14 protein-coding genes are annotated in these 16412 nt (G+C 72.2%); 8 read left to right on the top strand and 6 right to left on the bottom strand.

The window, feature by feature from the left end; translation table 11 throughout:
* Positions 1-12 precede the first annotated feature (12 nt).
* From ABRP24_RS04725 to ABRP24_RS04705, 5 genes are all read right to left on the bottom strand, one after another.
* A complete protein-coding gene (locus ABRP24_RS04725) occupies positions 13-936 on the bottom strand; it encodes an ROK family protein (RefSeq protein ID WP_349847406.1) in 924 nt (307 codons plus the stop codon).
* Positions 933-2618, bottom strand: a complete 1686-nt coding sequence (locus ABRP24_RS04720; protein ID WP_349847408.1) for an ABC transporter ATP-binding protein — start codon at positions 2616-2618, stop codon at positions 933-935. The genes ABRP24_RS04725 and ABRP24_RS04720 overlap by 4 nt, the downstream gene beginning before the upstream one ends.
* The gene (locus ABRP24_RS04715; protein WP_027467217.1) at positions 2618-3511 is read right to left on the bottom strand and encodes an ABC transporter permease; all 894 of its coding nucleotides are present in this window, start codon (positions 3509-3511) and stop codon (positions 2618-2620) included. The genes ABRP24_RS04720 and ABRP24_RS04715 overlap by 1 nt, the downstream gene beginning before the upstream one ends.
* The gene (locus tag ABRP24_RS04710; protein ID WP_027467218.1) at positions 3508-4467 is read right to left on the bottom strand and encodes an ABC transporter permease; all 960 of its coding nucleotides are present in this window, start codon (positions 4465-4467) and stop codon (positions 3508-3510) included. Before ABRP24_RS04710 ends, ABRP24_RS04715 begins: the two co-directional genes overlap by 4 nt.
* A 93-nt stretch (positions 4468-4560) precedes the next feature.
* Entirely contained in the window at positions 4561-6354 is a 1794-nt protein-coding gene (locus ABRP24_RS04705; protein ID WP_349847410.1) for a peptide ABC transporter substrate-binding protein, read from the bottom strand.
* Between the two features lie 227 nt (positions 6355-6581).
* Between ABRP24_RS04705 and ABRP24_RS04700 the strand changes: the two genes are divergently transcribed.
* From ABRP24_RS04700 to ABRP24_RS04685, 4 genes are read left to right on the top strand one after another with little or no spacing between them, the layout of a single operon-like run.
* Positions 6582-7766, top strand: a complete 1185-nt coding sequence (locus ABRP24_RS04700; protein WP_349847412.1) for an ROK family protein — start codon at positions 6582-6584, stop codon at positions 7764-7766.
* The gene (locus ABRP24_RS04695) at positions 7759-9333 is read left to right on the top strand and encodes a M81 family metallopeptidase (RefSeq protein ID WP_349847413.1); all 1575 of its coding nucleotides are present in this window, start codon (positions 7759-7761) and stop codon (positions 9331-9333) included. The genes ABRP24_RS04700 and ABRP24_RS04695 overlap by 8 nt, the downstream gene beginning before the upstream one ends.
* Entirely contained in the window at positions 9330-10067 is a 738-nt protein-coding gene (locus tag ABRP24_RS04690) for a copper homeostasis protein CutC (RefSeq protein WP_071245156.1), read from the top strand. The genes ABRP24_RS04695 and ABRP24_RS04690 overlap by 4 nt, the downstream gene beginning before the upstream one ends.
* A 53-nt stretch (positions 10068-10120) precedes the next feature.
* The gene (locus ABRP24_RS04685; protein WP_349847415.1) at positions 10121-11353 is read left to right on the top strand and encodes an MFS transporter; all 1233 of its coding nucleotides are present in this window, start codon (positions 10121-10123) and stop codon (positions 11351-11353) included.
* Positions 11354-11449: 96 nt separating this feature from the next.
* On the opposite strand, the gene aztA is transcribed toward ABRP24_RS04685, so the two are convergent.
* The gene (aztA, locus tag ABRP24_RS04680; RefSeq protein WP_349847417.1) at positions 11450-12085 is read right to left on the bottom strand and encodes a zinc ABC transporter ATP-binding protein AztA; all 636 of its coding nucleotides are present in this window, start codon (positions 12083-12085) and stop codon (positions 11450-11452) included.
* Positions 12086-12135: 50 nt separating this feature from the next.
* Here aztA and aztB point away from each other — a divergent pair, with 50 nt between their 5' ends.
* From aztB to ABRP24_RS04660, 4 genes are read left to right on the top strand one after another with little or no spacing between them, the layout of a single operon-like run.
* Entirely contained in the window at positions 12136-13029 is an 894-nt protein-coding gene (aztB, locus tag ABRP24_RS04675; protein WP_214561018.1) for a zinc ABC transporter permease AztB, read from the top strand.
* Positions 13026-14270 carry an ABC transporter gene (locus ABRP24_RS04670; protein ID WP_349847419.1) on the top strand — a complete coding sequence of 415 codons (1245 nt, stop codon included), beginning with the start codon at positions 13026-13028 and terminating at the stop codon, positions 14268-14270. Before aztB ends, ABRP24_RS04670 begins: the two co-directional genes overlap by 4 nt.
* The gene (locus tag ABRP24_RS04665; RefSeq protein WP_349847421.1) at positions 14267-15169 is read left to right on the top strand and encodes a metal ABC transporter substrate-binding protein; all 903 of its coding nucleotides are present in this window, start codon (positions 14267-14269) and stop codon (positions 15167-15169) included. The genes ABRP24_RS04670 and ABRP24_RS04665 overlap by 4 nt, the downstream gene beginning before the upstream one ends.
* Positions 15170-15195: 26 nt before the next feature.
* Positions 15196-16374: a hypothetical protein gene (locus tag ABRP24_RS04660; protein WP_349847423.1), complete on the top strand. Its 1179-nt coding sequence runs from the start codon at positions 15196-15198 to the stop codon at positions 16372-16374.
* The last annotated feature ends 38 nt before the right edge of the window (positions 16375-16412 follow it).

Genomic DNA, 16412 nt, shown 5'->3' with positions numbered 1-16412 from the left:
GGCGCTCCCCCGCTACGCGGTCTCCGGCTCCAGCACGCGCGCTCGCACCTGCGCCGCCGCACCGAGTGCGACGGCGTCGGACCCGAGCGTCGACTGCGCGAGCCGGATCGTCGCCCCGCTGACCGGCGGTTCCGCGGCGATCGCCGCCGTGATGGCCGGTTCGAGCAGGTCCCAGGACCGTGCGATCCCCCCGCCGATCAGGACGGTCGTGACGTCGAGGATCCCCGCGGTGAGCAGTGCGGCACGGGCCAGGCCCCACCCAGCGGTGGCGAAGACGGCGGCCGCGTCGGCGTCCCCGCCGCGTGCGGCGACGGCGACGTCCCGTGCCGAGAGCATCCGGCCGGAGCGCTCGGCGTAGCGGTCGGCGATGCCGCGTGCGCCCGCGATGGTCTCCAGGTGCCCGGTCTGCCCGCAGGTGCACCGGGCATCGCCGAAGCCGGGGACGTGGCCGATCTCACCCGCGGCACCGCGCGGGCCGGCGAAGAGGCGTCCGTCGAGCACGAGCGCGCCGCCGACCCCGGTGCCGAGGGTCATCCCGAGCACGTCGGACTCCCCCACGACCGCGCCGGTGGCGATCTCGCCGAGCAGGAACGCGTTCACGTCGTTGTCGAGGGTCGCGGGGACACCGAGGGCGTCCGTCACCGCCCGGGTCACGCCGTACCCCGCCCAGCCGGTGAACGAGTTGCCGGTGACCAGGACGGTCCCCGTGGTCCGGTCGACGACGCCGGCTGCGCCCACCCCGACACCCGCCAAGGAGGCCCGGTGCGTCTTGAGCAGACCCGTCACGGCCCCGAGGGCGGCCGTCACGATCGCCGCCCCGCCCGCGTGGGCGGGCGTCGGCAGGTCGAGGCGGTCGATGACCTCGAGGTCCGGCGTGGTCAGGACGACCTTCGTGTTGGTGCCGCCGACGTCGACCCCGGCCAGGACCCGGGTCACGCGGTCACCGCCGCGAGCGAGGCGAGGCGCTCCGTCCGACGCTGCCGTTGCAGCACGGGGTCGGGCACCGGTACCGCGGCGAGCAACCGCCGGGTGTAGTCGGTGGTGGGGTGCAGGAGGGTCGTGCCGGTGGTGCCCTGTTCCTCGACGACGCCCTGGCGCATCACCACGACGCGCTCGGCGAAGTGCTGCACGACGGCCAGGTCGTGCGAGACGAACAGACACGCGAACCCCAGGTCGTCCTGCAGCTCGCCCAGGACCTCGAGCACGGTCTCCTGCACGCTGACGTCGAGCGCCGAGGTCGGTTCGTCGGCGACGAGCAACCGCGGTTCGAGCACCAGCGCCCGGGCGAGCGAGACCCGCTGGCGCTGCCCGCCGGAGAGCTCGCGCGGGGCACGGGACGCCAGGGTCCGCGGCAGCCGGACCGCGTCGAGCACCTCGTCGATGCGGCGACGGCGGTCGGCCGAGGACATCCCGCGACGGTGCACAGCGAGGGGTTCCGCGATGCACTCGGCCACGGACATCCGGGCGTCGAGGGACGCCACCGGGTCCTGCAGGACGACGCCGATGCCGGAGCGGAGGGCACGACGGTCACGGCCCTTCGCCGTCCGCAGGTCCTGCCCGAACAGCGACACCGTGCCGGACGTCGGCTTGATGAGCCCGAGCGCCACCCGGGCCGCGGTCGACTTGCCGGAGCCGGACTCGCCGACCAGGCCGACGGTCTCACCGGCGTGCACCGCGATGTCGATGCCCGCGAGCGCGTGGACGGCGCGCGCCCCGCGCCCGAACGTCACCGAGACGTCCCGCAGGTCGACCACCGGGGCCGCACCGGGCCTCCCGGCCGTCTCGGTCTGTGTGTCGGCGACGGGAGCCGACGGACGATCGCCCGCCACGTCGAGCCGCGGCACCGCGGCGAGCAGCCGCTTGGTGTACTCGTGCTCGGGGCGGAGCAGGACGTCCTCGACCCCGCCGGTCTCGACGATCTCGCCCTGGAGCATGACCGCGACCCGGTCGGCGAAGTCCGCGACGACCCCCATGTTGTGCGTGACGAGCAGCACGCCGGTGCCGGTCTCGACGGCGAGCGCACGGAGGAGCTCGAGGATCTCGGCCTGCACGGTCACGTCGAGGGCCGTGGTCGGCTCGTCCGCGATGAGCAGCTTCGGCGCGTTCGCGATCGCCATCGCGATGACCACGCGCTGGCGCTGCCCACCCGACAGCTGGAACGGGAACGACCGGGTGCGCGACTCGGGGTCGGGGATGCCGACGCGACGGAGCAGGTCGACGGCCTCGGCCGCGGCGGCGGACGCGGAGACGTCACGGTGGTTCCGGATCACCTCGGCGATCTGGGCGCCGACGCGGGTGAGCGGGTCGAGGGCGGTCGCGGGCTCCTGGAAGACCATCGAGACGGTCGAGCCGCGCAGTGCCCGGAGCGCGGGTTCGCCGGCGCCGACGACCTCGTGGCCGGCGACGACGGCGCTGCCCGATGCCGTCGCGTTGCCGGAGAGCAGGCCCATCGCGGCGAGGGCGACGGTCGACTTGCCGGAGCCGGACTCGCCGACCAGGGCGAGGGTCTCGCCGGGGGCGACCGACAGGGACACCCCCCGAACGGCGTCGACGGTGCCGGACTCGGTGCTGAAGGAGACGCCGAGGTCGGTCGTCCGCAGGATCGGTTCGGTCGTCATCAGCGGCCCCGTACGTCGAAGGCGTCCCGCAGTCCGTCGCCCACCGCGTTGAACGCGCAGACGACCAGGATCACGGCCAGACCCGGCGGCACGATGAGCCACCAGCGTCCGGAGTAGGCGGCGGTGAGACCCGCCGAGAGCATGCCGCCCCAGTCCGTCGCGGGCGGCTGCACGCCGAGCCCGAGGTACGAGACGTAGGCGACCAGCAGGATCGCGTCGGCGACCTGGAACGTCGCCGCGACGACGATCGTCGACACCGAGTTCGGCAGCAGGTGCTTGCCGATCGCGCGGGCGTGCGAGCCGCCGATCGCGCGCAGCGTCAGGACGTAGTCGCGGTTCTTGAGCGTCAGGGTCTCGGCGCGGATCAGGCGGGACGGCACGAGCCACGACACCAGGCCGAGGATGACGATGAGGCCGCCGACCCCGGGGTTCGTGATCGCCGAGATGACGAGCAGGATGAACAGGGCCGGGATCGCGATGCCGGCGTCGACGACGCGCATCATCAGGGCGTCGACCCAGCCGCCGACGTACCCGGCGACGGAACCCCACAGCGTGCCGACGACGGTGGCCAGGACCCCGGCGGCGATGCCGACCATCAGGGAGACCTTGCCGCCGTACATCAGGCGGCCGAGGACGTCGTGGCCGACGGCGTCGGTGCCGAGCCAGTGCGCGGCGCTCGGACCCTGGTTGGCCTGCTCGAGCAGCGTGTGGGTCTGGTCGGTCGGGTACACGAACGGGCCGACGAAGCAGAACAGCACGATGACGACGATCAGGGCGAGGCCGATCACGGCGAGGGTGTTGCCCCGGAACCGGCGGGCGGCGAGCCGGAACCCGGTGGCCGCGACGGTGACGGGGGCACCAGGGGCTTCGGGGGCCATCTGGACGGCGGTCATGCGCGGCTCGCCTTCACTCGGGGATCGATCAAGGACTGTGCGACGTCGGCGAGCAGGGTGCCGATGACGGTCGCGATGGAGATGACGAGCACGCAGCCGAGCAGCGTCGGGTAGTCGGAGGACTGTGCGGCGTTCCAGAACAGCAGCCCCATGCCGGGGTAGTTGAACAGCTGCTCGGTCACCAGGGCGCCGCCGAACAGCACCGGCAGGTAGTACCCGAGCATCGCGACGACCGGGGTCAGCGAGTTCCGGAACACGTGCCGTCGCAGGATCGTCGCGGTCGAGGCGCCGCCGGCACGGGCGGTGCGGACGTAGTCCTCCTGCAGGTTCTCGAGCGTCGAGGCGCGCATGTACCGACTGAACACCGCGATCATCGCGAGAGCTCCGGTCACCACGGGCAGCACGAGTCCGGCGGGGTCCTGGAACACCTCGGCGAGGGTGGTGCCGCTCGGGGCCTGGGACGGCAGCCACGGCAGCTGCTGGCTGAAGACGATGATCAGGACGAGGCCGAGGAAGAAGGCCGGCGTCGAGTAGAAGACGAACGCCAGGGCGGTGGCCGCGTAGTCGACCGCACCGTTCCGGCGGGCCGCCTGGAGCATCCCGACCGGGATCGCGACGACGAGTCCGAGCACCGCGGAGATGCCGGTGAGCACGAGGGTCTTCGGCAGGCGCTCGGCGATGAGCTGCGAGACCGGCTCGTTGAGCGTGTACGAGGTACCAAGGTCGCCGGTCAGCAGACGACCGAGGAACCGCAGGTACTGCACGGGCAGCGGCTGGTCGAGCCCCTGCGCCTGGTTGAACTGGGCGATCTGCGTCGGGGTCGCGGAGACGCCGAGCACGCCGCGGGCGGGGCCGCCGGGCAGCGCGTGCAGCAGGCAGAACACCACGACGGTGACGATGAGGATCACCGCGAGCGCCTGCAGGACGCGCCTGGTGAGGTAGAGAGCTGTGGTCATGCGGCTTCCGATGGTCGGATTGGAGACGTGCGAGGGACGGGAGGCGCGGTGTGCGTCGGACGCGCACCGCGCCTCCCATCCGTGGTCACGGTCTTACTTGTTCCACTTCCACTGGGCCGGGTGGAAGTTGGCGAGCGAGTCCTGGTCGAAGCCGGACAGGCCCTTCTTGACGACCGAGATCTGGTAATCGGGGCTCGGCAGCCAGATCACCGGCAGGTCCTTCGCGACCGCTGCGCTGTAGTCCTGCACGGCGGTGGCGTCGGTCGAGGTGGTGGTCGCGTCGATCAGGGAGTCGACCTCCTTGTTGGAGTAGCTGCCGAAGTTCGCCGAACCGCCGGTCTGGAACAGCGACTCACCGGTCGGGTAGGCCGGGAAGTACCAGCTGCCCGCGGTGCCGAAGAACGACAGGTCCCAGTCGCAGCTGGCCTCGTCCGAGGTGCAGGTCGGGGTCTGCGACAGCACGCTCGACACCGGTGCGGTCTTGATGGTGAAGTCGATGCCGGTCTTCGCGAGCGAGGACTGGATCGCGCTCATCATGTTGTCGGTCACGGTCGAACCGGACTGCGACAGCACCTGCATCGAGAACTTCGTGCCCTGCTCGACGCCCTCGCCGCACTGGCTGGCGGACGTGCCCGGGTCGGTGCAGACCATCGTGCCGCCCTGCTCCTTCCAGCCGTGGCTGGTCAGCAGGTCCTTGGCCTTCGAGGTGCTGAACGGGTACGGGTTCGACTTCTGCACGTCGGAGACGTAGTCGGACTCCTGTGCCTGCGGGATCGGACCGTACGTCGAGGTGGCGGTGCCGTTGAAGACGACCTTCGACAGCGACTTCTGGTCGATCGACACCTGGACGGCCTGACGGGCGTACAGCTGCTTGAAGACGGCGCCCATCGTCGGGTTGTTGAAGTTGTACGGCATGTACGTGATGGCCCAGCCGGTCCACGGCTCGACCTCGTAACCCTTCCCCGTGAAGGAGGACTTCTGGTCCATGTCGGTGGCGTTGATGTACCCGTAGTCGACCTCGCCCGAGCGGACGGCGTTCACCTCGGCGTCGGCCGTGGTGAAGGGCAGCAGGTTCACCGTCGTGATCGACGGCTTCTCACCACCGTCGTACTTCTTGTTCGCCGTCAGGGTGACCTTGCCGGCCGTGGTGAAGGTCTTGACGCCGTACGGGCCGGAGATGGTCTTCCACAGGTCGTCGGTGGCGTAGTCGGAGATCTTGCCGGCGGCGGTGTTGAGGTACTTCCACACCTGCTTCGCGCCGGCGGTGGTCTCGTCGGCGTCGGTCACCTTCGCGGTCGCGCTGGTCTTGTCCCAGGCGTGCTGGGGCAGCGGGATGATGTGGCTCAGCTGGTTGGCGAGCATCCAGTCCGAGTTGTAGGCCTTGTCGAACGTGATGGTGAAGTGCGTGTCGTCGACGGCCTTGAACGACGTCCAGTTGTCCGGTGCCTTGCCCTTGGAGTACGAGCCCCACTGGTCCTTGTTCGCCTTGATCAGGTTGAACCAGAACCCGACGTCGCGGCTCGTGATCGCCTCGCCGTCCGACCAGTGTCGGTCGCCGAGCGTCATGGTGACGCTCTTGCCGTCGTCGGCGAACTCCGCATCGGTGGCGACGGAGCCGGCCTTGTTCCACGCGATCTTGCCGGTGGAGCCGTCGTACGCGACGAGCGGCTCGTACAGCGACTGGGCGATGGAGCCGTTGTTCGTGTTGAGGTGCGCGGCGGTGCCGATCGGCAGGATCCAGTTCGGCGTGAAGTTGGCGGGGAGCGCGTAGTCGATCTCGTCGGTCGATCCCTGCGAGGCGTTGCCGCCTCCGGAACAGCCGGCGAGCAGCGCGCTCACGGCGATCGCAGCTCCGGTGAGGAGCGCCCAGCGACGGGGCTTGGACATGCGGTGTCTCCTTGTGCGAGGGACTTCGGGGAGGTGGAGCACGGGTGCCGAGCGGCACGAGGACAGTCAAGGACCAAAGCGATTGGAAAAACAAACATCTCGATGTAAAAACTGCGTTACTGCGGAACGGACGAAAGGGTGGACCGCTCGATCCGCCCCGTAGGCTCGCGGCAGAACGGACCACCGACCGGTGTTCCGCTCCCGTTCCGCCCGGATTGGAGAAAGTCGTGGCCGATCTCAGCGCCCGCGTCCTCGAGCTCGTCGCCTCGGGGCAGGCCGCCAGCCGGACCGAGATCGCGAAGGTGCTCGGAGCCGCCCCCTCGACCGTCTCGCACGTCGTCGGGCAGCTCCTGGAGCACGGGATCCTCGCCGAGGAAGGCACCGACGTCTCGACCGGCGGCCGTCCCCGCAAGGTGCTCCGCATCGGCGGCGTCGACGAGTACGCGGTCGCCGCGGACGTCGGCGGCGGGCACGCGCGCATCGGCGTGGTCCTGCCAGGAGGCGCGCTCGAGTCGGTCGCGAACGTCCCGTTCGCGCTCTCCGACGGTCCGACCGCCGGGCTCCAGCGCCTGGCCGCGCTGCTCGAGCGGCTCGCCGACGACCGTGGTCGCGAGGGGCTGCGGGGCGTCGGGCTCAGCCTGCCCGGGCCCGTCGACGTCGTCGCCGGCGTCGTGGACCTGCCGAGCCGGATGCCGGGGTGGAACGGGTTCCCCGTGGCCGCGTGGCTGAGCGACCGGTTCGGCCTGCCGGCGATCGTCGACAACGACGCGAACTGCATGGCGGCGGGTGAACAGACCGTGCAGGACCCGGCTCGACGCCAGACCATCACGATCAAGGCCGGATCGGCGATCGGCGCGGGCATCGTCATCGACGGCCGGCTCTACCGCGGGTCGACCGGGGCCGCCGGGGACATCACCCACGTGCGGATCGACGCCGCCGGGGACACCCCGTGCTCGTGCGGCAACACCGGCTGCCTCGAGACGGTGGCGTCCGGTGCCGCCCTGGTCCGGATCCTGTCGAACGCCGGGGTCGACGTCGCCTCGACCGCCGACGTCGTCCGGCTCGCCTCGGACGCGCACCCCGAGGCCACCCGTGCCGTGCGGATGGCGGGCAGGTACCTGGGCGAGGTGCTCGCCGCCAACGTGAACTTCTTCAACCCGGACGCCGTGTACCTGGGCGGCATCCTGTCGACCCTCGACCCGTTCATCGCCGCCGTGCGGAGCCAGCTCTACGAGAGCTGCCACCCGTTGATGACCCAGCACCTGGCCATCGAGCCGGTGTCGCTCGGCGCCGATGCCGGGCTCGTCGGCGCCGGGCAGTTCGCGCTGCAGCGGGGCCTCGCCGCCTCGCTCGAGGAGCTCTCCGCGCCCATCCCCCAGTCCACCACCAGGAACAGGAGCGCCCGTGTCTGAGACCGGTCCCGTCACCCCAGCCGTCCCCGTCGCCGCAGCCAGCACCGCTGGCGCCGCTGACGTCCGTCGCCCGGTCATCGCCATCGCCGGGCTCGCCATCGAGACGTCGACGTTCACGCCGACCCGGACCCACGCCCCCGCGTTCCACCCGGACCGCGGCGAGGAGGCCGTCGCCCGCTACCCGTTCCTGGCGACCATGGCGGACCGGGCGGACTTCCGCGGGGCGCTCATCGGGCACGCGCTGCCCGGCGGGATCGTCGACCGGGCGTCGTACGAAACCCTGGCCGACGAGATCGTGGAGCGGTTGGGTGCGATGGGTCCGGTCGACGGGCTCTGGTACGACATCCACGGCGCGATGGTGGTCGAGGGGCTCGACGACGCCGAGACGGACCTGCTCGGCCGCATCCGCGCGGTCGTCGGCCCCGACGTCATCGTGTCCGCGTCGATGGACCTGCACGGCAACGTCACGCGCGAGCTCGCCCACCGGGTCGACCTCGTCACCTGCTACCGGATGGCCCCGCACGAGGACACCCTCGAGACGAAGGAGCGTGCCGTCCGGAACCTCGTCGACGTGCTCACCGAACGACCCGCCGGTGCGCAGCGACCCGTGAAGGCCTGGATCCCGATCCCCGTCCTGCTGCCGGGCGAGCAGACCTCGACCCGTCTCGAGCCGGCGAAGTCCCTGTACGCGCAGGTCCCGGTCGTCGAGCAGACCGAGGGCGTGCTCGACGCCGCGATCTGGGTCGGGTACGCGTGGGCCGACCAGCCCCGCGACCACGCCGTCACCGTCGTCACCGGGTGGGACGAGGCCGCCGTCGCCGCCGGTGCCGAGCGGCTCGCACGTGCGTTCTGGGACATCCGTGAGGACTTCGTGTTCGTCGCCCCCACCGGCACGTTCGAGGAGTGCCTCGACGCAGCGCTCGCCCCGGGTGCCGCGAAGCCGTACTTCGTCTCGGACTCGGGTGACAACCCCACGGCCGGCGGCTCCGGGGACATGACCTGGGGCCTGACGCAGGTGCTCGCCCGCCCGGAGTTCCAGGACCCGTCCGGCCCGACCGTCATCTACGCGAGCGTGCCCGGACCGGCCGCCGTCGCCGCGGCGGTGGACGCCGGCGTCGGTGCGACGATCACCGTGACCGCCGGTGCCGAGGTCGACCACGTGCACGCGGGCCCGATCACGATGACCGGCCGGGTGCACGCGATCAAGCACGGTGACCGCGACGCCGAGACCGAGGTCGTGCTGCAGGTCGGCAGCGTCTTCGCGATCCTGACGAAGCTGCGGAAGCCGTACCACCACGAGCACGACTTCACCGACCTCGACCTGGCGCCGCGGCAGGCGGACGTCGTCATCGTGAAGATCGGGTACCTCGAACCGGAGCTGTTCGACATGTCCGCGGACTGGATGCTCGCGCTCACCCCGGGCGGTGTCGACCAGGACCTGCTGCGCCTCGGGCACCACAGGATCGAGCGCCCGATGTTCCCCTACGATCGAGTGTTCCCGACGGCACCGGACCTCCGCGCCCGCATCGTCCCCGCCTCCAACGAACCGCTCGGAGCCCCTGCATGAGCACCACCGCCGCACTCGAGATCGCCGTCACCTCACCGGCGGGTGCGATCACCGCGCGGGACGGCGGCGCCGACCGCGTCGAACTCTGCGTCGGGCTCGAGCTCGGCGGGCTCACCCCGTCGCAGGCCCTGGTCGAGACGACCCACGAGACCGGGATCCCGGCGCACGCGCTGGTCCGCTGCCGTCCGGGCGGGTTCGTGCACTCCCCCGACGAGGTCGAGCTCATGGTGCGCGAGGTCCGCACGGTCCTGCGCTCCGGGGCCGCCGGCGTCGTGGTCGGTGCCCTGCGCCCCGACCGCACCCTGGACGAGGACGCCCTCCGCCGCTTCGTGGACGCCGCCCGCTCCGTCAGTGCCACCGCCGAGGTCACCCTGCACCGCGCGATCGACCACGCGACCGACCCCGTCGCCGCTGCCGGGTCGCTCGCGGCGCTCGGGTTCACCCGCGTCCTGACCTCGGGTGCCGCCCCCACCGCGGTCGCCGGCGCCGAGACGATCGCACGCATGGTCGAGGCCGCCGGGCCCGTACAGGTGATGGCCGGCGCCGGGGTCACCCCCGCCGACGTCCGCGCCCTGCTCGCCACCGGCGCCGCAGCCGTGCACCTGTCGGCCAAGCGTCCGGCCGCGGACAGCACGCACGCCGGGGTGCCGATGGGCGCCGGGGACGACGGCTCGGCGCACTTCGTCACCGACGCCGAGGTCGTCGCGGCCGCGCGGCGCGCGCTCGACGCCTGAGTCGTTCACCGTCACACGGGAATGGCGGCCGTCGGAACCCGCTTGACGCCCCCATGACATCGTCAGCAGCGCGCCGCGGGTGGCTCAGCGTCACGTCCGTCGCACTCGGGTCGTTCGTGCTCGTCCTGTCCGAGTTCCTGCCCATCGGACTGCTCCCCGCCATCGCCGACGACCTGGACGTCGGCATCGGCACCGCCGGCCTGATGGTCGTCGCCACCGGACTGGTCGGAGCCGTCGCGGCGCCGGTCGTCACCGTCCTGACCTCGCGACTCGACCGCCGGGTGGTGCTCGTGTCCCTGACCGTGCTGCTCGTGGTCGCCGACGGCCTCGCCGCGGTCGCGCCGTCGTTCTGGGTGCTGCTCATCGCACGGATGCTGCTCGGTGTCGGCATCGGTGGCTTCTGGGCCATCGGCGCCGGGATCGCCGGGCGACTCGTCCGGCCGGAGCTGACGATCCGCGCGACCTCGCTCATCACGGCCGGCGTCTCCGTCGCGACCGTCGTGAGCCTGCCGCTCGGCGCCCTGGTGTCGTCGCTCGCCAGCTGGCGCCTCGGCTTCGTGATCGGTGGGGCGCTCGGTGTCGTCGCGCTCGTCCTGCAGCTGGCGATGCTGCCGAGGATCCCCGCGCAGCAGCGGGTGCGGTTCGCCACGCTCGGGTCGCTGCTCCGCGTGCCCCGTGCCCGGGTCGGGCTCATCGCCGCGGCCTTCGTCTTCGCGGCCCAGTTCGCCGCGTACACCTACATCGCGCCGTACCTGCAGCAGCTCGTCGGCGTCGGCCCGGACACCGTGACGATCGCGCTGCTGGTGTTCGGCGTCGCGGGCATCGTCGGGAACTTCGCCGCGGGCTTCACGCTCGACCGCAGTGTCCTCGGCACCATCGGGGCGTCGAAGTTCGTGCTCGCGGCGGCCGTCGTGCTGCTGCCGCTGCTCGCCCACTCCGTCGTGGGGGTCTTCGTGCTGCTCGTCGTGTGGGGCCTGGTGTGGGGTGCGCTGCCGCTCGGGATGCAGACGTGGATGTCGACGGCGTCGCCGGCCGGGTCCGAGACCGGGCTCGCGCTGTTCGTCACGACGATCCAGCTCGCGATCGCCGCCGGTTCGGTGCTCGGTGGTGCCGCGGTGTCGTCGTTCGGTCTGGCTGCTGACTTCTGGCTGGCCGGCGGGGTCGCGATCGTCGGTGCCGTCGTGCTCGTCGCGATGGGGCTGCGGAAGTCGAGTGCCGTGCCGGTGGTCGAGCCGGTCGCGGCCGAGCCGACGCCGACCGGCCCGGTGGCCGTCGCCTGCCCCTGACCCCGGTCGGGATCGGTCGCAAGACACCGGTGTTCGCGCACTGAACACGCGCAGACCGCGGTTCAACGGGTGAACACCGGTGTTTTGCGGAATCGGTCAGGTCAGGGTGACGATGCGGTCGGCTGCGGCGATGGCTGCCGGGTCGTGGGCCGCGTGCACGACCACGACCCCTGCCGCGGCCTCGTCGGCGAGCGCCGCCACCACGAGCGCCGCCGACTCGGCATCGACCCCCGCGGTCGGTTCGTCGACCAGCAGCACCCCGGCACGCTGCGCCAGCCCGAGCGCGACGAGCGTCCGCTGACGCTGCCCGCCCGAGAGCTCCTCGACGGGCCGGTCGGCGAGGTCCGTGATCGCCATCCGCTCGAGCTGCGCGTCGACGATCGCCCGGTCGGCGCGTCCGAGCGGCCGCCACCACGCGCGGTGCCGCCACCGCCCCATCGTGACGGCCGCGCGGACGGTGAGCGGGAGCGTGGTCGGCGGCACGGACTGGGTCACGTAGGCGACGCCGTCGGACGGGAGGCCCGTCACCCGCCCGGCGGTCGGCCGCACGACGTCCGCGACCACGTCGAGCAGCGTCGACTTGCCGGATCCGTTCGGTCCGGTGAGCGCGGTGACGACCCCTGCGGGGAACGTCACGTCGAGCGCGTCGAGGACGGTCCGGTCGCCGAGGACGGCCGTCACGCGGTCCAGGTGGACGGCGGGTCGGCGCTCGGTCGGCTCGGTCGCAGGCACCTGAGCACGCTATCAGTATCGATACTCGTTTTCATGTAGCGTCTCGGACCGTGACCTGGCTGACCGATCCGTTCTCCGTCGACTTCATGGTGCGCGCCCTGGTCGGCGGCTCCCTGGCGGCGGTCCTCTGCGCCGTGGTCGGCACGTGGGTGCTGGTCCGGGGCATGGCGTTCCTGGGCGAGGCGCTCTCGCACGGCATGCTGCCCGGCGTCGCGATCGCCACCCTGACCGGGATCCCGCCGGTGCTCGGCGCCGCGGTGAGTGCGGGCGTGATGGTGCTCGGCGTCGGGGCGCTGCGACGTCGCGCGCGACTGTCGTACGACACCTCGATCGGCCTGCTGTTCGTCGGGATGCTCGCGCTCGGCGTGATCATCGTCTCGTCCTCGCGGTCGTTCGCCACCGACGTCACCGCGATCCTGTTCGGCGACGTCCTCGCCGTCACCCGAGCCGACGTCGGCGGCCTCGCGATCGCCGCAGCCGTGGCCCTGGCCGTCGCCGTGGCGTTCCACCGGCCCTTCACCGCGCTGGCGTTCGACACCCGCAAGGCCACGACGCTCGGACTGCACCCGCGCCTGGCCGAGGTCGTGCTCATCGGGCTCGTCACCCTGGCGGTCGTCGCCTCGTACCGAGCCGTCGGCACCCTGCTCGTCGTGGGCCTGCTGCTCGCACCGGCGGCCGCCGCCCGTGCCTGGACCCGGCACGTGGCCTCGACCATGCTCCTCGGCGCCGGGATCGGTGCCGCCGCCGTGCTCGTCGGGCTACTCGTCTCCTGGCACGCCGGCACCGCCGCCGGCGCGAGCATCGCCGCGGTCGCCGTCGGCAGCGTGGTGGTCTCGCGCGCCCTGGCCGTCGTCGTCCTGCGGCGCACCCCGATCCCCACACCGGCGCGCGCGGCCGCGCCGGCAGCACCACGATCCGCCGCACCGTCTCGAGAGGGAGCATGAAGCACTCGACCACCAGCCGCGCCCCCGCGCGCCTCCTGTCCACCATCGGCCTCGCCACCGGCCTGGCCCTCACCGTCACCGCCTGTTCCACGGGCGCCCCGTCGGCCGACAGCTCGACCGGCACCGCCCGCCCCCACGGCTACGTGGCGGGCGCGAGCGAATCCCAGGAACCCGAGGTGCGCCTCCTGGCCGTGTCGGCGACCGGCGCGACCGCGCTGCACGACCTGCTCACCGAGGAGACCACCGAACTCGAGGACGTGGACGCACCGGAGCACTCGGCGACCGACGGCCGGTTCCTCGTGACGAGCGATGCCGACCGCACCACGATCGTCGACGGCGGGTCCTGGACGGTCGACCACGGCGACCACACGCACTACTACGCCGCCGAGCCCCGGGTCGTCGGCACGATCGACGGCGGTGGCCGGGTCGCGGTGCACTCGTCCGAGACCATGACGACGATCACCTGGCCGGACCGGGCCGAGGCCGTCGTGCTCGACCGTGAGGCACTGGGCCAGGGCGAGGTCGACGAGACCGCCCGGATCGACGCGAGCGTCCTGCTGCCGATGGGCGAGCAGCTCGTGGCGGCCGACGGCGACACGGTCCGCGTGCTCGACCCGGACGGCGAGGCGACCGACGCCGCTGACACCGCCGACACCACCGACACCACCGACACCACTGAGCAAGCGTGCACCGACCCCGCAGGCGGGATCGTCACCCGCGCCGGTGCCGTCGTGGGCTGCGCCGACGGAGCGGTCGTGGTGGACGACACCGGCGAGACCTCGTTCGTCGGCCTGCCCGACGGCGCCGAACGTCCGACGGCCTTCGCCGCACGTGCCGGCCGCCCCACCGTCGCGGGCTTGGCGGGCACCACCGGGTTCTGGTTGCTCGACGTGCGTCAGGGCTCCTGGCGGCTCGTGCCGACCGATCGCCCCCTGCGCGCCGTGGTCGCGGTGGACGACGAGGACGAGCACGTGGTCGGGGTCGACGACTCCGGGCGGGTGGTCGTCGTGACTGCTTCGACGGGGAAGGTCGCCACGACCGAACCACTGATCGACGCCCGAGCCGGCGACACCGGCACCGACGACCCAGCACCGCTGCTGCAGCTCGACGCCCAGCGCGCCTACCTGGCCGACCCCACGGACGGCACCGTGCACGAGATCGACTTCGCCGACGGCGCGCGGGTCGCCCGCACGATCGAACTCCCCGTCGCCCCCGTCGCCTTCGCCGAGGTCGGACTGTGACGGGCACCAGGGCCCTGACCGCGGGCCTCGTCGCCGCGGTCGTCGCCCTCGTCGCCACCGGGTGCACCACCGCAGGCTCCGACCGCCCCCTCGTCGCGGTCACCACGAACATCCTCGGCGACGTCGTCAGCGAAGTCGTCGGGGACCAAGCCGACGTCATGGTCCTCATGCCCCCGGGCGCCGACCCCCACTCGTTCGAGGTCTCCGCGCAGGAAGCCGCCCGACTGCGGAGCGCCGACCTGGTGGTCGAGAACGGGCTCGGGCTCGAAGAAGGGGTCGCCCGTCACATCGCGGCGGCGGCCGAGGACGGCGTGCCGGTCTCCACCGCCGGGGACGCGTTCGACCCGCTGGAGTGGACCACCGAGGACGACAGCGGCCCCGACCCGCACTTCTGGACCGACCCCGCTCGGATGGTCGACGTGGTCGAGGCCCTCGACCAGGACCTGCGCGACGCCGGCATCGAGCCGACCGGCACCGACGCCTACCTGGACGAGCTCCGCGACCTGGACGACACGATGACGACCGCGTTCCGGACCGTGCCCGAGGAACGCCGGGCGCTCGTCACGAACCACCACGTGTTCGGCTACCTGGCCGACCACTACGGGTTCCGGGTCGTCGGGGCGGTGATCCCGAGCGGGACCACCCTGGCCTCTCCGAGCGCCGCCGACCTGCGCGACCTGGCCGACGCGATCAACGAAGCGGGGGTCCGGACGATCTTCGCCGACGCCTCACAGCCCGCGCGACTGGCCGAGGTGCTGGCGGAAGAGGTCGACCTGCACGTCGAGATCCGCCCGCTGGCGACGGAGTCCCTCACCGAGGACGGCGACGCCTCCACCTACCTCGGCATGATGCGCTCGAACACCGGGGCCATCGTCGACGGCCTGTCGACTGGTAATTGAGAATGAGAATCAATACAGTGAACAGCATGACGAACACGAAGACGCTCCGGGCCGTGTGGCCCGCCGCCCTGCTCGGCGCGGCCGCCCTGGCCCTGACCGGGTGCGCCACGAACACCGACGCCGGGTCCGACAGCACTGCGACCCCGAAGGCCGACGGGACCCGCATCACCCTGACCTACGACGGCGGCCTGCTGGTCCTCGACCAGGACCTGCGGGTCGTGGCCGACGACGCGATCGACGGCTTCACCCGGGTCAACCCGGCCGGTGACGGACGCCACGTGCTCGTCACCGTGCCCGAGGGCTTCCGGGTCCTCGACACGCAGGCCGAGCCCGCCCTGACCGACGCGGTGTTCCCCGCCGAAACCGGCGGCCACGCGGTCGTCCACGGCGACCGCACCGCCCTGTTCGCCGACGGCACCGGCGACGTGACGACGTTCGACCACACCGAGCTCGACGGCGCCGACCTGCCCGAGGTCGAGACGACGAAGTCCGAGGCCGCCCACCACGGCGTCGCGATCGAGCTCGAGGACGGCACGCTCCTCACCACCATCGGCACCGAGGAGAGCCGCTCCGGTGTGCGCGCCCTGGACGCCGACGGCAAGGAGACCACCCGGTCCGAGGAGTGCCCCGACGTGCACGGCGAGGGTGCGGTCAAGGGCGAGGTCGCGGTGTTCGGCTGCACCGACGGTGCGCTGGTCTACCAGGACGGCGCGTTCGAGAAGATCGACGCCCCGACCGAGTACGGCCGCACCGGCAACCTGTTCACCACCGAGGACTCGTCCGTCGCGGTCGGCGACTACAACGACGACCCCGACAGCGAGGGCTACCTGCTCGACCAGATCGCCCTGATCGACGCGGCCTCGGGCGAGTACACCGTCGCGGACATGCCCGACGGCGTCGGCTTCACGTTCCGCGACCTGGCCCGCGGCCCCGGCGACGAGGCCGTCGTGCTCGGCGACGACGGCGCCCTGCACACCTTCGACGAGACCACCGGCGAGCAGCTGGAGTCGTACCCGGTGATCGACGCGTGGGAGGGCCCGGCCGAGTGGCAGGACGCCCACCCGGCCCTGAAGGTCGCGGGTGACGTCGCCTACGTCACCGACCCCGCCGAGCAGAAGGTCCACGCCGTCGACCTGACCACCGGCGAGGTCATCGCCTCGAGCGACGAGCTGCCTGGCGTGCCGAACGAGATCGCGGTCGCGTAGCGACGAGCGAGCGAGCGAGCGACGGGGCACGAAACACA

Source organism: Curtobacterium sp. WHRI 8282 (genome assembly GCF_040223925.2).
GTDB classification, from domain to species: domain Bacteria; phylum Actinomycetota; class Actinomycetes; order Actinomycetales; family Microbacteriaceae; genus Curtobacterium; species Curtobacterium flaccumfaciens.
This window is presented reverse-complemented; position numbering and strand designations above follow the sequence as displayed.